General features: G+C 33.0%; 19 protein-coding genes. 6 read left to right on the top strand and 13 right to left on the bottom strand.

Going from position 1 to position 20,088, the window contains the following annotated elements; genetic code table 11:
• Positions 1 to 6: 6 nt before the first annotated feature.
• The 6 genes from ASG01_RS00365 to ASG01_RS00390 all read left to right on the top strand — a co-directional run bounded on the left by ASG01_RS00365 (position 7) and on the right by ASG01_RS00390 (position 6,229).
• Entirely contained in the window at positions 7 to 1,398 is a 1,392-nt protein-coding gene (locus tag ASG01_RS00365; RefSeq protein WP_055858245.1) for a hypothetical protein, read from the top strand.
• Positions 1,399 to 1,421: 23 nt separating this feature from the next.
• Positions 1,422 to 2,084: a hypothetical protein gene (locus tag ASG01_RS00370; protein ID WP_055858249.1), complete on the top strand. Its 663-nt coding sequence runs from the start codon at positions 1,422 to 1,424 to the stop codon at positions 2,082 to 2,084.
• Positions 2,085 to 2,171: 87 nt separating this feature from the next.
• Complete coding sequence (locus tag ASG01_RS00375; protein ID WP_131725300.1) at positions 2,172 to 3,431, top strand: hypothetical protein; 1,260 nt, start codon at positions 2,172 to 2,174, stop codon at positions 3,429 to 3,431.
• A gap of 259 nt (positions 3,432 to 3,690) precedes the next feature.
• A complete protein-coding gene (locus tag ASG01_RS00380; protein WP_055858257.1) occupies positions 3,691 to 5,025 on the top strand; it encodes a hypothetical protein in 1,335 nt (444 codons plus the stop codon).
• Positions 5,022 to 5,711, top strand: coding sequence for a hypothetical protein (locus ASG01_RS00385; RefSeq protein ID WP_055858258.1), 690 nt, complete (start codon positions 5,022 to 5,024; stop codon positions 5,709 to 5,711). Before ASG01_RS00380 ends, ASG01_RS00385 begins: the two co-directional genes overlap by 4 nt.
• Before the next feature lie 56 nt (positions 5,712 to 5,767).
• Entirely contained in the window at positions 5,768 to 6,229 is a 462-nt protein-coding gene (locus ASG01_RS00390) for a hypothetical protein (RefSeq protein ID WP_055858261.1), read from the top strand.
• Between the two features lie 840 nt (positions 6,230 to 7,069).
• Here ASG01_RS00390 and ASG01_RS00395 read toward each other — a convergent pair.
• The 13 genes from ASG01_RS00395 to ASG01_RS00450 all read right to left on the bottom strand — a co-directional run bounded on the left by ASG01_RS00395 (position 7,070) and on the right by ASG01_RS00450 (position 20,074).
• Entirely contained in the window at positions 7,070 to 7,720 is a 651-nt protein-coding gene (locus tag ASG01_RS00395) for a hypothetical protein (RefSeq protein ID WP_131725301.1), read from the bottom strand.
• A gap of 135 nt (positions 7,721 to 7,855) precedes the next feature.
• Positions 7,856 to 8,470: an SH3 domain-containing protein gene (locus ASG01_RS00400; protein ID WP_055858266.1), complete on the bottom strand. Its 615-nt coding sequence runs from the start codon at positions 8,468 to 8,470 to the stop codon at positions 7,856 to 7,858.
• A gap of 232 nt (positions 8,471 to 8,702) precedes the next feature.
• On the bottom strand, positions 8,703 to 8,894 hold the full coding sequence (locus ASG01_RS15880) for a hypothetical protein (RefSeq protein WP_131725302.1): 192 nt from the start codon (positions 8,892 to 8,894) through the stop codon (positions 8,703 to 8,705).
• 96 nt (positions 8,895 to 8,990) lie between these two features.
• The gene (locus tag ASG01_RS00405) at positions 8,991 to 10,163 is read right to left on the bottom strand and encodes a hypothetical protein (protein ID WP_055858270.1); all 1,173 of its coding nucleotides are present in this window, start codon (positions 10,161 to 10,163) and stop codon (positions 8,991 to 8,993) included.
• A gap of 112 nt (positions 10,164 to 10,275) precedes the next feature.
• On the bottom strand, positions 10,276 to 11,322 hold the full coding sequence (locus ASG01_RS00410; protein WP_082498266.1) for an SH3 domain-containing protein: 1,047 nt from the start codon (positions 11,320 to 11,322) through the stop codon (positions 10,276 to 10,278).
• Positions 11,323 to 11,600: 278 nt separating this feature from the next.
• Positions 11,601 to 12,509, bottom strand: coding sequence for a hypothetical protein (locus ASG01_RS00415; protein WP_055858276.1), 909 nt, complete (start codon positions 12,507 to 12,509; stop codon positions 11,601 to 11,603).
• A 414-nt stretch (positions 12,510 to 12,923) separates the two neighbouring features.
• On the bottom strand, positions 12,924 to 13,934 hold the full coding sequence (locus ASG01_RS00420) for a DUF3828 domain-containing protein (protein ID WP_082498267.1): 1,011 nt from the start codon (positions 13,932 to 13,934) through the stop codon (positions 12,924 to 12,926).
• 38 nt (positions 13,935 to 13,972) lie between these two features.
• Positions 13,973 to 14,566, bottom strand: a complete 594-nt coding sequence (locus tag ASG01_RS00425) for a hypothetical protein (protein WP_055858283.1) — start codon at positions 14,564 to 14,566, stop codon at positions 13,973 to 13,975.
• A 1-nt stretch (position 14,567) separates the two neighbouring features.
• Complete coding sequence (locus ASG01_RS00430; RefSeq protein ID WP_055858287.1) at positions 14,568 to 15,251, bottom strand: hypothetical protein; 684 nt, start codon at positions 15,249 to 15,251, stop codon at positions 14,568 to 14,570.
• A gap of 34 nt (positions 15,252 to 15,285) precedes the next feature.
• On the bottom strand, positions 15,286 to 15,867 hold the full coding sequence (locus tag ASG01_RS00435) for a hypothetical protein (protein ID WP_055858290.1): 582 nt from the start codon (positions 15,865 to 15,867) through the stop codon (positions 15,286 to 15,288).
• Positions 15,868 to 15,869: 2 nt separating this feature from the next.
• The gene (locus tag ASG01_RS00440; protein ID WP_055858293.1) at positions 15,870 to 16,610 is read right to left on the bottom strand and encodes a hypothetical protein; all 741 of its coding nucleotides are present in this window, start codon (positions 16,608 to 16,610) and stop codon (positions 15,870 to 15,872) included.
• Between the two features lie 196 nt (positions 16,611 to 16,806).
• Positions 16,807 to 17,688: a hypothetical protein gene (locus ASG01_RS00445; RefSeq protein WP_131725304.1), complete on the bottom strand. Its 882-nt coding sequence runs from the start codon at positions 17,686 to 17,688 to the stop codon at positions 16,807 to 16,809.
• Entirely contained in the window at positions 17,675 to 20,074 is a 2,400-nt protein-coding gene (locus tag ASG01_RS00450) for a peptidoglycan-binding domain-containing protein (protein ID WP_055858300.1), read from the bottom strand. The genes ASG01_RS00445 and ASG01_RS00450 overlap by 14 nt, the downstream gene beginning before the upstream one ends.
• Positions 20,075 to 20,088 lie beyond the last annotated feature (14 nt).

A 20,088-nucleotide genomic window follows, 5' to 3' on the forward strand; every position in this document is an offset into this window, starting at 1 on the left:
ATTCCTATGAGCAGAATCAGAATTGTAAAGGGAAAGATTTATGAAAAAGTTGGCGGCGATCTAAAGTATTATTCTGAAGCGGATATTACAGAAATTGCTTCCGAAACCTACGCTGAGCAAAGTGGTAAAGAAATCTCTCATACAGGAAATCCCAGCAAACCAACTGCCGGCGAAATAAAAGCGAAATGTTTGGTGATGTTCCGCCCTCACGATCTCTATAAAGATAAACCTGATTTTGGCTTTGACTGGTTGAGATCCGGCGATTCCGGACAAAAAGGAGACAATTGGTTTGGAGAAATTATGGGCTTGCATTATGAAGAAGCGAGTTGTATTACACCATATAAAGATACTAATGCCTGGAGCAGGAATGGAAAACAAAATCCGGATGGATATTTCAAGAAAGATTTGGCGATGTATGACAAAAAATTAAAAAGTTATAAAAGCTTTACAATTTCTTGGAAAAAAATCAATAAAAAGCCATACTTGTATCCTATACCAACGCTCACCCTTTTGAAAGGAAAATCTGCTTTATTTAACTTAAAAATCGAAATACAGGAAAAACCAAAGAAATTAACTTTTGAGTTTAAAGATAAAAAGGCGGAAGATTACTTAAGTCTAAATATCAAAGAGATAGGTGATGTGCGAAAAGGAAAATATGACAAGTATAATTATTTTAAAATCACCTGTAAAAAAAGTTTTGATCAGGAACAATTTCTCTACGTGAAAGCAGATGGGGAGATTTGTGGAGCGATCAGAATACACCCAAATTCAAGTGCTTTCCTAAAAAATATCAATGTGGTTTTCCTTAATGTCAGCACAGATATTTCAGGTGTCATAAAAACGGGACGTCCTGTTGCGGGGGGGAAAGAATTTTTTATCAATTGTTGCAATCAGGCATTGTTGATCCCAAACATTATCGAAGAAAAAACGCCGCTGGACTGTACCGGAAATATATTCTTTAATAAATTCAAGTCAAAATTTACCGGTCCGTCTGTACTGCAAAATGGAAAACCAGGTCAAAAAGTCACCAGCAGTGATGGGATGAAAGATTATCTGGAGGGCAAGCTCAAAGATCAGTTCGGAGATAAGTATAAAGGTTATTTTGTGCTCTACTTTATAGGAGAAGAATCAAAATGGAACGGTTTTTCAAATTACGGATGGACAACCTGCGTTCAGTTTGCAACCCATAATAAGGCGACGATTGCCCACGAAACCATACACGCCCTTCATCTGCCTCACACCTTTGCAAGTGTGGATCAGGATAAGGCTGTAAGAAAATATACCTACAAAGCAAAAAACACTAATAATTTGATGGATTACAGCCATTTAGCAGGAATTGAAAGATTTTGTTTATTTATCTGGCAGTGGAATGTCTTAAATAAAAGGATCAAAATTTAAAAGTAATTTTTAAAATCTGAACAATGAAAGTAATTAACAAAATGATTTATGTAAGTCTCATCTTTATTTTAATTTCATGTGACGGACAAAATAAAAATAACAATTCAACCGATCATAAAGCAAAAAATAAAATGACAGAACAATTTGATTTTAAAGCGTATGAAAAGAGAACGTCTGCTGTTCACAGAATTACAAAAAATGATACCATTATTGAAATGACCTTCATTGAAAACAAAATTGGAACCTACACTGAAATCCCTCCGAAACCATCTTTCTTGACCATTTATAAAGAGTTTTACAGCAATGGATCTATCAAAAAGAAGGAAACATATATCGGCGAACGCACAAAAGTCGGCATATCAGAATATTATGATAATGATGGAAATGTAGAAAAAGTGGATGAAGATAAAAAATTTGGAAAAGTAAAATATCCGCAAGTATTGCAGTTTTTAGAACAGAAAGGTATTATCAACACCAAAACTGGAGACGGGAAATTTGATAAAGATGAGAGGCCAAAATTTGAATTGGCCTTTGATGATAAAAATGGCAGAAAGGAATGGATCATTTCGATTAAAAATGGACAGAAAAACGATAATCCTGATTTTAGTGGAGGAGAACCCGTGGCTTTTGTTGATTTGGAGTATAAAATGGATGGAGAAACCGGCAAAGTTGAAGAAATAAAATAAGGCTTAGCAAATTTTTATTAATCGGATTTTGTGCAGTAGGAAATCATAATGACACAGATATGAAAGATATAGATTAATCAATTAATAATGAAACTTAATAATAAATTTTCTACATTAATCAAAGCGCTTATATTAGCTAATACGTTATTAAGTTGTAATTCAAATAGCCAAAATATGCAGGAAAACAATAAAGAAGTTGAAAAGTTTAATTCATCTGAACTTTATCCAAATAACAAAGTTGCATTTACTAAAAGTGGCGAAAAAACTGTTTTTTACAACGCTGCAAACGAACATTTGATTTATGCAGAAATTAATCATAAAACCAATCAATATAAAATAAATAATGTCGATTTATTTCCTGCTGAAGATTTACTCCAAATTAACGATTTCAATTATTTTTTACCAAAAAAATATTCGACTTTTTATAAATATCCTATAGGCCAAAGCGGCACATCAGGTGGAGATTTTTTTACGACTATAGAATTCAATGAATTAGGATTAATAAAAAGTATTGATAAAAATCTGCCGAGTGCTAATCATAAATATATCTACACATACAATAAATTTGCTCAATTATTAAGAATTTTTGAAGATAAACTCTTAAATAAAACATTATTGGAAAATAAGTATGATGAAAACGGAAGACTTATTTTTCAGGAAAAAAATTATGAAGAATTAATAGCAAAAAAGGAATTGATCTACGGAAAAGAAGGCAGAATTTTAAAAGAAAATATCAAAGAAGAAAAAATTGCGCCTAATGGACGAATTAAAAGTGACCTATCGTATACACTTAATTATGAGTACAATAAAGCAGGGCAAATTGACAAAAAACAGAGCAAAGATTCTAATTTTGTTGAACAATTTCAATACGATTCGAATGGCCGGATTATTAATTTTGTGAAATATTCGGCAGAAATAGACAAAGATAATCCTGATAAACTGATCAATATTTTTGTAAAAAAAACATATCATTACGCCAACGAAAAGCTTGCAGAAGAAAAAGTTTATGAATATCAAATCGTGAACGCTTCTATTTTGGTCAATAAAAAATGGCAGCCCTTAAATATTGATCAGCAACGAAAAATGGCTTGGGAAAAATTAAATGATACTAACGAGATGCCAACTACGGAGATTGAGAGATTATATAAATACAATGAAGACAGCATCATTGTAAGTATTAATCATTTTAATTTTGCCAACAGAGTTGTTGATGGTAAAGCAAAATTAGAAAAGGATCTCAGCAATGCAGAATCTATTAAATTTTCATTTGATAATTCCGGGAAAATTATAAAAAAAGAAACTACTGATAAAAATAGAGGAATGACGGTGGAATACTATTCTTATTGACAAATGATAGATGCATAATTCGAAGACGTATGATTAGAGCAAGTTACAGAAAGAGCGAATTATTAAACTTCGTGAAAGTGCAGAGACAAAAATATGTTCTTAACGACAATATGATAGGATATATTTTATAGAAGAAAATAAATACCACTGAAGGCAAATTTCTAAAATTGTCAGAAAGTCCCCTTTAATAATAAAAGATGCGTAGGGAAGTATAAATAACCGCATTGTAAAAAAGGGAAGTCACATTAAAAACGATCCGATGAGCAGAACCAGAATTGTAAAGGGAAAGATTTATGAGAAGATTGGCGGCGATCTGAAGTATTATTCGGAAGCGGATATTACAGAAATTGCCTCCGAAACTTATGCAGAACAAAGTACCAAAGGAATCTCGCACGTCGGAAATCCGGGGAAACCTCTTCCACCAAGTACCCAAGCTAAATGTGTGATACATTTCCGGACGGATCAGAATTATAAAAATGCACCGGCTTTTGGATTCGACTGGATCAGAATAGCAGATACAGGATATGCGGGTGATGTCTGGTATTTGAATTATGTTGGTAAGTACAGAGATCCTGGTGATAATACCAAACTTAAACAAGTCTATTACAACGGTGTTTTTCTGAAAAGTGCTCAGGAATTTAATAAGATTACCGGCACATTCGAAAGATTAGTTTTGGAGGCACAAAAAAATGCAGGCAATTCTGATCACGTTTATTATGTTCCAAAAATGACTTTGCGAAAAGATAAAACGGCAGATCTCATCCTTAAAATTAAAATAGATGAGGCACCAAAGGAACTGAAACTGGATTATGATAAGTCTGTATTCGAAATCAGTGATTTTCAGAATGATGAAATTACGAATAAAAGCAAAGGAAACAGGACAATTCCTATTAAGATCAAATGCAAAAATATCTTTAATATTCAAAAAAGTATAACAATTCTCGCAGATAAACAGGTTTGTGGAAAACTGAACATTTTACCCAATAATTTCAGTTATAATTTAAAAGTCGTTTTCGTAACAGTGACTACAAAAATCAACGGGGCTGTACAGACGGGAACTGTGGCTAATGCTGAAAAAATAAAGCTTAAACAGGTTTTGGCTCAGTCTTATATTGAAAGTAATGTTGAAGAAGACACTTTGGATCTTTCCGGTTTTTTTGCTTCCAGCTGGTTCAACTGGTGGTACACACAGAACGGTCAGGTGAAAACGCACGAACTTCACAAGTATCTGAATGAAAAAATACATTCCAAAAACGATAAATACAGAGATTATTTCAAGATTTACGTATTCGGTTCCTCTTCAGGAGGCCTCAATGGCATCGCAGAAGATGTCGGTCACGTAAAAAGTGCGATTGTTTTTCCTGGCAGATTGACCAGTGATCCGAGTTTAGGAAGTTCCGTGCACGAAATGCTTCATGCGATAGGTCTGTTTCATACTTTCGATAATGATTCTGCCTTTACTTTTGAAAGGGCGGTTTTGGATAATGTAATGGATTACTCTCATTGGAACCATATTAACAGAATTTCTACAACACACTGGCAGTGGAGATTACTGCAAGGCAGGTTGGGAAGTTATAAAACAGTGGCAAGATGATGAATAAAATAGCAACTTTTATTGTAATCCTTTTTCTTACAGGATGTAACGGACAGGAAAAAAAAGAATCTAAAAACAAATCAATGACAGAAAAATTTGATATTGTTCAGTTTGACCGGGATAGAACGACCGTTTATGACGGTGACACAATGACTTCGGCTTCGGCTACAGATACGGTGAAAGACGGAATCAGAACCAGAATATTATCTGATGAGTTCTATATCGAAAAAATAGAATCCGAAAAAGAGCCTTTCGGCATTTATAAAGAATTTTATAAAGACGGAAATCTGAAAAAATTGGCGTCTAAGATGCTCGTAAGTTACATAGATGGTTTTGCCCCTTGGGGAAAAGTATATGAATACGACAAAAATTCTAAACTTAATAACGAGACTGATTATGCAAAAGTGTATCAGAATGTAAAAGTGAATCCTGAGGTACTTTTTAAGATTTTAAAAGATAATAAGATATTTGATACTGATAATCCGGCAAAGCACAGACTGTCAGTCTGGTTTCATGATCAAACTTTGAAGTCAAAAGAAATGGTCTTTAACAGACTGAAATACGAGGCGGGAGAAAATCCGTTTTGGGAAGTGATCCGAGATTACAGATTGCATGATGAAGAATCGGTAAATGAGAAAGTTTTCAAAATAGATGCGGTATCAGGAACTGTGAAAGAAATTAGATAATGCTGAATTGTATAACTGCATAATCTATAATTTAAAAAGCAGAAATAAATTGTAGAATGAAACTGACTGCACCAAAAAATAATATAATCTCTTGTTTTCTAATTATAATAACCTTTGTATCCTGCGAAAAGACAGCGGTAAAAAATTATAATGAAACAGACTGTGAAAGATATGTAGCTGCGAAAGGTGGATTTTACATAGACATTTATTTGAAAAATATAAATGAAAGTGACATTTTATTTAGACTTGGTGAGAAGGAATTTTTTCCTGAAAAAAAAGAAACAGATTTAACCAAAACCAGTTTTTTTATCTCAGAGAAAATTAAATTAAGCGATACTCTCGAGTGTATCATTAATAACAAAAGTTTTAAAATTTACGATTTTAAGAACATTACGGAAAGCGCATTAGACAGCAGGAATCATAAAAAAATTGAGATTTGTCGTTTTTCAACAGCGCAAATTAACGGAGCAAAGATATCGGATTCACGTAATAATATTTTGAAGATATATTTAAATTGATTACATTATAAAGACACACAAAATTGCAACAGTAATATGAACTACGCAAAAACAGCCGTCGCGAGTCTTTTATTTTTTGCTTTTGTCTTTGCACACGCCTATCTTTCTATGATATATCTATCTTCACAGCCTTCGTCATCATGTGTGGAATGTTCGTATTTGAAAGATGTTTGGTATTTTCCCTCATCTCCATATTAGTCATTCCGGTAGTAAATCTTTTTCAGAAAAAATATAAAATTGGAATTATTTTGACATCTCTGGTGACAGGAATTTTTTTGTTCTAATCGTCTTTTTTATCAATCTCAGTATTTTTCAGGATCGGGAATCATCCTGGAGTTCGTACAGTACAGAAGATGAGTTGCTGTCAGTTTTCTTTGAATCTTACCTTTATTTGATCTTTGGTGGAATTGTAATTTCTGTGGTTTTTTATCAGAGCTTTAAATTATGGGAAAGAAAAAATTCTTGATTTTTTGGTAAAAAAGTGGCAATGAAATGGTTGTACGCTGAAGATCTGTCCTAAAGGCTGTAAAAGAAATTTGGTAAATTTACAGGTAAGCGAATAAATCGATTTTACAGGTGTTTTTTAGTTTAAAGCAAAATTTACATTTTCAGATATTTACTTCATCTTTAATCCACTGATTTTCAAAGATTATAGAGGTGACCGTTTTTGAATTCAACGTAATATTATAATTACGATTAATTAAAAATGATCTATTTAATTTCGAACTTTAGGAAGTGTTGTTTTATCTCCATACTTTCATGACGATAAAATTATTTAAAAAAATAACAAAGAAAATATTTTTTCCATTTTTAAGTAACTATTTAGACATTTTTTTTTAGTTAAAGTCTAATGAATTTCCCTTCAGAATTTATCTTGTATCTCACAATTTGCTTTTTAGGAACAGGATTTTCATTTTCACCGACGATATCTCCTGCTTCATTAACTACTAATTTATCCACTGAAAATTTTGTAATTTCTATGGTTCCACCCGGATTAATCTTAAAATTTCTGTAGTATTCTGTTTCGAATGTAAATCTACTGTCCAAAAGTAATTTATCAACCAATCGATCTTTAACAAAACTGTTTAACTGGATATTTAATATTTTGGAATCATTTTCGCCAAAAGTGTTATATATAATCAGTTGACATTTGTTCTGATTTGGGAAATTGAAAGTCTCCAAATCGTAATATTTATCTTTAGCTGACGGTTTTATTTCAAAGTCATTTTCTTTCAATGGTAAGGGTATTTCCTCGGGAGAGAAATAATGCTCAACCAGTTTTTTACTGTTTATTACAGGATCGCTGGAAGTGATGTCAGATCTGTAATATTTTTTAACTTCATCTGAAGTATATGGCAAATTATTACTCATTGTTTCTACTTTTGCCGGGTTATCTTTTTTAGCGTGGATGTTTGAAGTTGTTTTATTTCCCTGACAGGAAAAAAACATTATCAAAATAGTGCAAAATAATATGTTTAAATTTTTCATCATTTATTTCTTTAAGATTAGGAGAAAAATTTTGTAGGTGTAAATGATGGTGATTTTTTTTCATTACCTCAATGTTTAATTATCTGTAGCCTCAATGGGAATGATCTTGATCTACATTTGTCGCTTTTCCTGTTATTCTTATTTTATTTTGCTTCTGTGCACAAATCCTTGTTTACCTTCTTTTGTTTTAATCAGAAGCCAATCTCCGGAATTATCCAAAACCTGGATATGCGAACCGGATTTTATCTTTTCTAAGATTTCAGAACTTTTATCCTTATCTTTCCTTAAATTCGTATATCCATCGGGATCCTGAATCTTATTGTCAGCAAAATATTTTTCCATTAAAGTCGAGATCTCCGTTATTTTTGATTTGGACTTTAGGTAGCTTTCATAACCATCCTGTTTATTTTCTTTTATTTTTTCTTCAGAGTTTTTTTTAGTTTCCGAAGCTATGAGCAATTCTTTTTCAGAAATGATATATTGGTTGTTTATGAGAACTTTCACTGCATCCATATCTTCCTGTTGGATAGCGAAATGCATTAGTTGGTTTAGGCGGTTGGCATTTATTTTATATTTGGAAATGAAATACTGCAGCCAACTGCTGTCTGAATAATACTGCACATCAAAAAATGTCTCGTTATTGATAAGATAAGTCAAGTTTCCGATATCAAAATCTTCTGTCGTAGGATATTCATTTTCGAATATCTGCAGCTTTGTTTTAAAGACTTTTATCTCTTCCGTGTTATCCGTCAAATCATCAGGAGCAAATTTGATTATCGTTCCTTCATTAAAAATGTCAGAAAATTTTACGTTTTGACTTGCTGTCTTTTGCTTTTTATTATGACTAATTTTTTTGTCAATTGGTATCAGTTTATCCTCAACTGTATCGTACAGGAAAACATTGCAATTTTTGTCAGCATAATACAGATTAAGCGTTGAGATGTGAAACTCATCATTTGCAGCCTGTTTAAAAACTTTGTAAACATTACCTTGTATCCGTATAGGTCTGATAAATAATGGTTTTTTTCTCTTTAGAAAGTTGAATGCTATCTTTTATCGTCTGTGGCAGCTTTTTTATTTTACTTATGATTTCATCATCCGTACATTTTTCATTTTTCTGTCCATTGCAGGAATTGGTTACCATCAGAAAACAAAGCAAGATTATCTGTATTCTCATTTTAATTGGTTTAATAATTAAGAGTATTTGATAACGGATTGACTTTTTAAATGTGTTTAATAAAATGTAAAAACTATATTTTCGGTTTATAAATCTCTAATTTTCAGATCCCTCTTCTTCAAATTCTGTACTTTCAATTATATTTTTTAGTGAACTAAGTCCGTAATAGTTATTTTTCTCCATAATCTTCAGTATTTCGGGATGAGCTGCGGTAATATTGTATAAGGAAGTTCCTGCGTTGTGCCATGCCATCGGACTGTTTAAAGGTTTAAATTTGTAGAAGGCTGGACTTTCGATGTTGGCAACATACGCCACTATTTTTGCTTTCTCTTCCATCGTGAATTTTTTGCCAGGCGATTCCGTAAAGGTACTATCCTTATCGTCCTTAAAGAGATAATCCAAATAGTTTCCCAGGGCATAAATAAACCGGTCATCATCCTTTGTTGTATGCTGTGACACAAAGTCCAACAAGCCCTGCTGAATTTGTAATTTCCCTTCACAATTTTTAGTGAAAAATACTTCGCCAAGTTTTTCAGTGATGTTATGGCTCGGGTTTGAATATTCTTTATACAGATTCTCTAAAACAAGTTTGTTTATTTTTTCTTCCTTGTCATATCCAAAATCAGTAACTAACCTCTTCAAAAAAGCCTGATCGTTAGAAAGTAGCCAGACCAAATCGGCTTTGCTGTCATTGAAGAGATATTTATTCCGGGCAATAACAAATTGTGGAAGCTGAACGCTGAAAGATTGGTCATCTATTTTCACCAGATCTTTTACCAAAAACATCTGGGTTAAGAATTTTCTATTTGGAATAATAAAAAGATTTTGTGTATCGCTATATAGATCATACTGATTTTTTATTCTTGTCTCTTTTGATCCGTCCATAGCATTGCCAAAAAGAGTGATCTGATCATTGACCGATAAAATCATTCCACAATTGGACTTTGTGCTGATTTTGAAAATTTCAGATAATTTTTTGGTAAACTCTTCTTCCAAAATAACTTTATAGCCAGCTTTTTTAAGACCGTTTGCTACAATATCATTTGAAATTTCGAAATCATTTTTGGACAGGCTGTAAGGTTGTTCCGGCTCGTTTTCCTCAGTTTCCACATTTTTTTGTTTATCGATAATGCTTCTAAGCAGTTCTAAGTCGAGAGGCTTTTCACCCATTTCTTCTGTAACGGGCTTAATACTTTCCGAGCTAACTTTTTTTGATTGCCCATCGCAACTTGCCAGGAATAATAAAAAAGCGATGATTTGTATTTTCATATATTCACTTTATGATTAGTTAATAAGTATCATTTTTATTGCCTAAAAACCATTTTCGATGTAGGGATTTCAATTGAATTTTTTCTGATTAATAATTAAAGATATAATCTTTTTATTTGCCAGATTTCACTCTGCTTCTGTGCACAAATCCTTGTTTACCTTCTTTTGTTTTAATTAGAAACCAGTCTCCGGAATCGTCCAGAACTTCAATTTGCTGTCCCGACGGTATTTTTTGTAAAATTTCTGACGAAGCATTTTTGTCTTTTCGCAAATTAGTAAATCCATCTTCATCGTGAATTGAGTATGTGTTACTTCCTCCGTTTATCAAATATTGTTTGAAGAAAGGTTTATAGCTTTTATCGTATAATAAAATTTCATTTTTGTTTAGATTCTTCCTAAGAGTTTCATTCAGATAATTATAAATATTGTAGTAGATAACTGTTTTATTTTGCCAACCTGTTTCCAGAGACGGCGAGTAGATGGCCTCAACAACTTGTTTTTTTTTCGCAAGCTGGGTTTTTAAAGCGTCAATTTTAAAGCTTTCAAGTCTATCCTTGCTGATTAAGAGTGCATTCTTCGGAAATTGAATTTCGACAATATTATTTTCAAAATAGGATTCATTTGTTAAAAAGGCAGAAGGCAGGTTTGTATTGATATACTGATTAAGACCGTTTTCTTTATATTTATATTCTCCTTTAATGAAAAAGTAAGGTTTGTATAAAAATAACTCGAAAAGTTCTAATTCGTAGTCTTCCAAATAATAGCTTAAGTCCTTATCATCAAATATTGATGACAGTAAATAATATGATCTCAGATCATCCAATTGCTGAGTACGGACCAATAATAATTTGATGAAAAATATCTGTTCATATTGATCTTGATCAAAATTTCTGTTTCCTAAATACTTTAAAAAAGCAGTAAGAAACTCTTTGTTTTCTAACGAGCTGAGTTTGATCTGCTCGATGTATTGACCTTCATATTTGTACTTTTTATATTCGATTTTTTGTATAAATGATGTGGAAATATCTATGCCGTCCTGTAGTCTATCATCTGCAGTTAAAACTTCCTTACTTTTAATATTGTCATTTTTGTCCTTGCATCCAATTACCGATAGACACATTGTAAATAGTAGCAAAAGTATTGTTGTATGATTTTTCATGGCTTTGTAAAGACTACTTTATCAATGATTAAATGGTTTCAGTATTGAATGATCAAAAGCTGGTAAATGCAGATGGTGTTAGTGTTGGTATCCGCCTTTTCCTAATTTCATCATATGTTTAGTGTAGCTGAATAAATAATTTTTCTCCGCTTCTGTTTTGTTCTTAAGATTTCCAGTCTTCTAACGTTAACGTCGAGCGACAAACGATTTCAGAAGATCATAGCAAAAAACCTTCGTATTTTTCTCATAATAAATTCGTTTTGAAATTTGGTCATTATCTATTGCCTGATAATTTTTCCTTCTCCAGAAATTTTAAATTTACCGGAAAGGAGTGCGCTGTTTCCGGATCCATTGTAGGTTTCAATGATCAGGCTGGGGAGAATATTGAAGGTTACAGGATTATCACTACCCACAGAACCGACTTCCTTGAAATCGAGAATCTTATCATTTTTAGTGGTGACAATCACAAAATATTCTGAGTCACCTCTTTGTACCGATACGAGCAGGACCATCATATCTTTTTCATTGCGGAGGACAAAAGCCTTAAACGATTCTGCATCGTAGCCCTTTGATTTGAGATAGCTGATGAGATTCTCGGTCAGTGGATAATGTGGATTCATCACCTCTGAAAAACCGTCGTCAAAATACTGGCTGAAACCAAAAGGCAGACTGATAACTTTTGGATTTTTGTTCTTTATAAATAAATTACCGGTCGATACGTCTGTTTTATTCAGGTCTTTTTTACCGGCCAGACGTTCAGCAAACTCAGTAAAAGACTTTTGTTCATCAGGCATTTGGGTGTTTAAAAAATTGCCTTTTTCGCCCTCTCTTGTAATTTTCTCCAGTTTTAACGCAGACGAATAAGAAAAAATATAGGTTTCATCATATTCATCAGTTAATGCTTCATCTTCATACATCTCCACTTTAAATGTAACTTTAATGTCGCTGCCCTGTTTAGTAATCTGTTTTGATGTGTAGCGGATCGCACATCCCGAACCACAGCTGATGACAAATGACCTGGATTCTTCTTCACTGGCTTCTCTATTACTTTCTATCGTCGAAATTTTTACGCTGTCTTGCTGTCCTTTATTAAAATTGCTGATCTCAGAATTTATTTCTCCTTTTTTACAGGAAATCTGAATCGAGAGAAATATCAGTAAATACAGGAAAATTTTATTTGTTCGCATTTTTTTATTTAATATAGCATTAAGATTGTCCGCCTCATGTAGTGATACATTAATATTTTCAGACGAAAATCAATGTATGTAGTCAGTATTTTTAAAATGTTTTTCCTTTTCAAAAAAAATATGGACGCAGTTTTCAGTTTCTAAATTCTACTTTTATAAATATATATTTCTTCTTTTATTCTATGTTTAATAAAAGACCAATTATCTGAATAATTTAATACCCAATTTTTTCCAGAAATAATTTTCTGCATAACATCAGAATTTGTGTTCTTGTCCTTTCTTACATTTGTATTTTCGGCTGAAGCTTTAATACGGTTTTTTAATGCTTTTATTAGTAATTTTTAAAGGAATGACTTTGATTTTGCTATGCAGCAAACATCTGTATTGTAAACCTTTATTTTTTCTGAATTTAACCTATTTGCAGAAATTTCGAATATTATCAGAATTATAATTCTCAAATGTAATCTCGCCGAAATCTTTGGACGTACAAATTTTAGCAGTTGTTTTTGAGTCACTCCAATTAATATTTTCACCATATTTTGATAGAAAAATATTGTTTTTGGCTGCATCATATTTAAAAGTAATATACTTGTCAGAGGTGTAGTTATCTGGAACTTCATTAGTCAATTCAACCGTGAAAAAAGAATTTTTTATGACAAGATTTTTAAATGCGTCAGCAAAACTGTTTGGATATATGTTTTCATTGCTAAAAACTTTATAACTTGTATTATTCTGATTGATAAGTACGACAATAGGAGCAATTTTAGTATCCGGGTCTTGCGGATTGATTTCTTTATTATTTGCAAAAACGACTATCAAATCCTTAAAAGAATCATTATTCAAATCACATTCTTTTTTCTCAACTACAGAATAATTTTTGCCGGAAATAGAATCTATAATCTTTTGCGAAATATTTTTTGTGATTTGACTGGGCGAGCCAAAGTTGAGATAATTATTGCTTAATAATCCATCAATCAGGAAATTACCATCGGAGATTTCCTTGAGCAAAAAATCTATTGTTGTCCGTTTTTCATTTTTCTGTCCAAATTGAAAAAAACTTACCCTGTATTCATTATCATTCAGTGGTTCAATTTGCAAGGTTTTTTTTATGGTTTTTCCGTCATAATCCTGTCCGTTTATAAAAGGGTCGTAATCTAAAATGAGATTTTCACTGTCAGAAGTCAGACTGTCAATTCTTTTTATAACTCTTTCAGACAGATATTTTTTCTTTTGGTCCGCATTATTTTCATCATTTCCATAAACTGAGAAATAGAAATCTTTTATAGTTGCGATTGCTTTCTCTGAATTATTTTTGATTTGCAAACTGTCATTGACTTGCGCAATACCATTCGTTTTCGTCTCTTTTTTGCAAGCTGACAATAATAAACAAATAAGAAAGATGAATACTGTATTTTTTCGTTTCATATTTGTTAAAGCTTTAACTTCAATGAGCTTTTATTAAACTACTTTAAGGAAGATGAAATGGTTTCGGTATTGAAATCGTTAAATTTTATCTTACCAAAATCTTTTGACGAAAAAAGTTTAGTTTTTGTGATGTTCTTAGTCTTGCCAGGAAAGGATGTTTCAATTCCATATTTGCTGAGAAATACCTGTCTGGTATCTTGGTCATATCTGAAAGTTATATATGTTTTCCTCTTATTGTTGCCATTACCTTCCGTCTGTTCTAATGTGAAAAATTCGTTTTTCACAACTAAATTATTATCTAAAACAGAACTATTTGGAATGTAAGAATAGAGTATATTACTGTTTTCAATTTTGATATAATCACTATTTTGACTTAATAATAAAACAACAGGAGTATCAAAAGATTCCATTTCTTTATCAACATTCTTCGGTTGATATATAAGAATGACATCCTTTTTTTTATCATTATTCAAATCACAGATTTCTTCTTTCTGCAGTGTATAGTCCATCTGCATCGACTTTTTGGTGTTGTCCGATATTTTTTTCAGCTTAGGATCCGTGCTCTGACAGAAATAAACTGTGCTGAAAAAAAATAACATCATTCCTAAAATATTTTGGATTGTAACTTTCATTTTATTTGATATTAAATAATTTTTTTGAATCAACTTTATAAGAACCGCTATTAATTACCTTTTCCTCTCCAATGCTGAATTTCCTACAAAATAATTGTCCAGTCTCATCCAAATAACAAATGTTTTGCTTTGTAGAATATGGAAAATCTATTTCTGAATAAATATTGATACTGTTTACGACATTATTTTTGTTGAAAAGAACCAAATCAATTTTATAAATATTAATAGGCGAGTCGTATTGATCATTATTCAGAGTGGCAACGGTTTTAAATATTTTGATCTCCTTATTATTCAGTGTTTTTCTGGAATCAATTACAAATAAAGAATCAACTTTAGCAAGATTCAGCACGCTGTCTTTTTTAATAAAAGATGAATAATTCACATTCAACACTTCATTTTTTACACCTTTTATTGTATTAAAATAATCTATTTCTTCAAGTCTTTTTTGTGCATCAAGATCTTCCTTTTTTACCTGACTGTTCTCATCGTCATAAGTATTTACCCGCCATTCTTTAGGAAAGTTATAATTCTTTAAACTACCGACTCCGATAGTTTTGAAAAGATAAGTAGAATCTTCATTTTTAGATTTTTCGTTGTCAGATGAATTATTTTGTAAATGGAGATCAATGTTTTTTTGACAAGATATAATGCTGAATAAGCCTAATAAAATTCGATACATTTTCATTCGCCATCTTAAAATTTCAAAATCATCTCCTAAATTAGTAATAGAGATTACGTTTATCCATCTCTACATCCAAAGATTCATCTAAATAATATAAAGAATCACTTTTAATAACCCCATTTATAATGCTGCTTTTTTGATAAGAAACAAAATTAACAGACCTGTCGGTTGCAGAAGAAAAATATTTTAGCTGCCATACTTTATTTGTTTTTAAATCTAAATATGATACACAAGTAAACTCGCTTGGTTCATAGTCAGAATCTATAGAATTCCTGTAAAACTCAAGTGAATCTTTTTTGATATTGTTAACAAAAGTGTAAAGGACTATCCTATAATTTTTCTTGTCGTCTAGGGATTGTTTTTTAAACCTGAAAATTCCTGCCTTAGAATCATTAGTATTTTTGAAGTTGACATAAAATGCTGAGTACCTGTCATTCTGTTTTTTCAAAATATCATAACCGCTTTTACCTGTTATTTCTTTAAAGTATGACATTTTAGCAATGTTTTCATTACCAAAATAGTTTTGATTATGTTCCGGAGGAATTTTTTTTTCATACTTGCAGGAGATTCCAAAAATTATAACCGTAAGTACTGAAAGGATTGAATTTTGTGCTTTCATATCTAGTAACAAAATTTGTAATTGATTAATTTGCAATTTTTATCCTTCCATCTTATCCATTTAGTGATGGCTTTATAGTTCTCAACGTAATCACATTCAGTTTTTTGAACAGACTTGATTTTCATAGAGTCATCCTTGATTTCTAAGGTTTTATACAAGTTCAGCCTTTCATTTTCAGTTGTATTCGGAACTCTGGACGTTATTTGTATAAATGCTGATTTAGTGTATTTATCCCAAGAATAAAAAGTGTAATTACTGCCTTTCTTTTCAATAAGCTTTTTTTCTTTGTTTATAAAGATCATCAAGTAATTTTCATCAGTTTCCGGATTTTCTGCATCGAAACTAAATATTTTGAATTCAGAATTTGGAATTATTTCCCTGGCAATCACTGTTTTAGGAAGTTGTATTTCCAATGACATTTCTTCATCGTTATTCATTGAAATATTACCATAAATTGTTTTGTCTAAATTCAAAATTTCTAGCTTCTTTGTCAGAGAGATTGTTACCACACCATTTCCTCGCAAATTATTTTCTGTAAAAAATCGTATCCCATTATATTCAGACGTCAGCATCGTAGCAGAATCTATAGGACAGTCTCTTTTGACATCTACGGACGATTTTGCCTGTCGCATAGTAGTATCAGGATTTAAATTTTTGTAGTTTGCAGTGGTTTCTTTTCTTGTCTTATCACAAGACATGAAAATGGAAGGAAAAAAAATAATTATAAATAATATACTTTTCATAGTTAATGCTTTACTTCTTTAAAATTTGGTTTATAACCTTCTCTGCGGATGTGTAAATGATGATTATGATCGGCCAAATGGGTTGATTTTTTTAGAATGAAGATCGGTCTCAAGAACTGCTATTGAAATCTAACAAGTTTAAATTTCAGTTAATCAGATAAATTGAATTGATTACTTTTTTTATGTAAAAACGAATTTACATTTTCACAAATTTACCATCATCTGTAATCACATAATTTTCAACGATTGAAGAATCCGGTGTTTTAATAGTTACCTTTATATTGAAATTGCGGTCTATAGAAAATGTTCTTACTTCTTTTTCTTCTTCATTATCTGGCTCATACCATTCACCTTCAACATACAGTTCACCGCTCACTTTTTTATTAGTAACAGCAATTAAATAATACCGGTACTGAAAATCCCCACAGTCTTGAGGTGCTAATAACAGTTGTACATCAGATTTTGCAGGAAGCGCCACGTATCTGATTTTATTCTGATTACAGCTGTACTTTTGAAGTCCTTTCACAGAAGACGTGCCCATGGTCTGATAAGCAGCCGTGTTTGGGTCAGTTTTTTTGTTGTAAATAAATGTCGATGTTTCGGATACAGAAACTGGCGAATCTTTACTGTTTTTTTTAATCAGCCCCTCTGCAAATTCTTTGAAGGACCTTTGGGCATCAGGCATTAATGTTTTTAAAACATTGTCTTTTTTACCTTCCAGATGTATATTTTCGATTTCATTCGACTGATTGTATTCAAAAAGATAAACTTCATTGTAAGTATCATTCAGTTGCTCATCTACATACATCTCCACCTTAAACTTAACTTTCAGATCAGGCAGTTTTCCGGTGACACTTTCTGCGTTATACGTCATAGCACATCCCGAACCACAGCTGATGACAAATGACTTAGATTCTTCTTCACTAGTTTCTCTGCTACTTTGTATTGTAGCAGTTTCTGCACTGTCTTTCTGTACTGTATCAGAATTGCTGATCTCAGAATTTATTTCTCCTTTTTTACATGAAATTTGTATTGAGAGAAACATAAGTAAATAAAGCAAGATTCTATTTGTTAGCATTTTTTGAATTTATTAGAGCGTTTTTAATTTGTTCCGGGCTGATATGAGATTTGTTTAAACCGTCACCCGCGTAATATGATTCTCCTCCTTCCGCGTAACGTGCCGTTCGAGAGATCACCTTACCATTTTTATCTTTTACTACTTTATCGCTTATTCTTTTTCCTTTTTCTACACCTATACTGGCCCATTCCTGAGCTGCTGTATACATGGCATCTTCCACGGTTCCGTCTCCTTCTAGATAAGCAGTGATCTTAGGCCTTTTTACTTTAATCAGATATTCATCAAAAATCTGATCCTGCGTTTCTTCATCAAGTTTTGTGTTACCATCCAGTCCTAAACTGGTCACTGCACCATTAAAAGTGTTTGGAATCAGCTGATATCTTCCTACAGCAAACACATCTCTGTCAGCTTGTTTCTGCTGAATTTCACTGATCGTATGTTCAACAACTATCACATCCCGCACGACCTGTAAGCCACCCTTCGTTCTGTTACAGATATTATAATCATTACCCGATTCTTCCTGCGCAATCAGATTGCCAAATTCACTGTGAGCCCATCGGTATTTATTGTTACTGTTAGTTGTATCTCTCACTTGAGATTTTGCTGCACCACCGCCTAGACAGTTACACGTTTCTCTGAAACCAAGTTCAGCTGCAAGGGCAACGATACTTTTTCCGTTTAAATCATTAATGTTTTTTGCAAAAAATTTATCTTCCAGATATACCGTGTCAAATTCACGTACATCATAATGCACCCATGTGGTTGCACCTACCCGGGTGGATTCCAGATTAAATATATTTCCTTCACGCCAATCCCATTTTGCGCCCAGATATTTATTAAAGATATCCTTTCTTATGGTTTCTATATCAGATACGGCTCGGGTTCTGCCTTTACTGTTATTGAAATGAAGATCCAACGCCTTGCCCATATGGTTTGTGGTCGGCCTTTTCAGATACTCTGGGTGAAACCTGCATCTGTAGCCTGAACTAACTTTATTAAAATTGTATCTGCCGTCTTTAGCAAGATAAAATTTCACACTGCGCAAAGAAGAAAGAAGTGATCTATGGACACCCGGATACTCATACCGGTGATGAGCTTCAGCACTTCCCCTCAAATACTGCCCTTTGTGGCTGCCGTCACCATAACCGGTACATTTCCCGCATTTACATGCGATCTCTGTGAAATTTACTGTAAATCTGTTTTGAAACTCATCAATGGCACGGAGAACATTTCCGCAAACCTTTCCGGTCTCCGGAATTTTCATATAATCGCGCTGAAACTGTTTGACCATTTTTTCAGTACGCTCTGTAAACTCATCAGTCGGTACGTTTCCACCAAATCCTGCCAGACGGATGTTAATCTCTCTTACAAGTTCATTCTTATCACCTCTTTTTATACAGAATTTGCCACCACAGTCTTTTGCAGTACCTTTATTACCTTTCTCCACCACCGGGCTTTTAACTCCAAACGAAGGCAAAGTCGGCAGTTTATCTTTTATAGCAGTTCCTACACTTTCTGCCCAGTCCCAGAGTTCGCCACCTTTTTGGGTAACGGTTTCTGTGATGCTGTCCCAGATGCCTTTTTCCTCCTTTTGGCTCGCCGGTTTGGCAGCAGCGGGAGAGCCTTTGGCTTTTGGAGGTGCGGCTGGTTTCGCAGAAGCGGGTTTAGGCGCTGGTTTCACGGGTGGAGCCTTCGGCGTAGGCGTTTGTGTTTGTGGAAACGGATTTCTGACTTCAACATTTTCGGTAGCATGTTTCTTATTTTTAAAATATTCCACCGTTACATAAAACTCCAGTTTAGAATCCTGTTCGCCCCTTGAAGCTTTAAGCATCATCAGCGGAGAAAGAGAAAAGTCTACCGCAGCCACACCATCTTTATTAACCCGTGCTTTTTTTGTGGCTACCGGAAGGTTTTTAGATCTATGGCCTGCGCCTTTTGCATCATCTTCCCAAAGGGTAAATAAAAGTTCTTTTCCAAGCATATTGATGCAGTTGGCTCTGGCTCTGAGCGTTTCCATAAAACTGAAAAGCATTCCTTTGGTATCATCGACGTAAAATAATTCTACTTTATTGATCTTTGGGATATTCGCAGGCTTGGGCGTAATAATCAGACCGCCGTCTTCGGGCTCGTAAAGATAAGCCTGAAGTTTATAGGTTTCACCTGCTGCAGCTTCTCCAAAAGTAAAATCGCTGGTACCTTTCTTTTTGATATTGGTGCTCGTGAAGCTTCCGTCTTTTCTCTTTTTAAAAAGTTCCCACGTCACATTTGCCGGATTCTTTTCAGAATCAGGCGTTGCCGGATACCAGCTTACAACATTGTAAGTGTATTTCTCACCAACTGATGGATTGGTAACTCCCGAGACCGATGAAACTCCTTTTTTAGCCATGTTGTGTAGTTTAA

Origin of the sequence: Chryseobacterium sp. Leaf180 (genome assembly GCF_001424585.1) — a bacterium.
Taxonomy (GTDB): domain Bacteria; phylum Bacteroidota; class Bacteroidia; order Flavobacteriales; family Weeksellaceae; genus Chryseobacterium.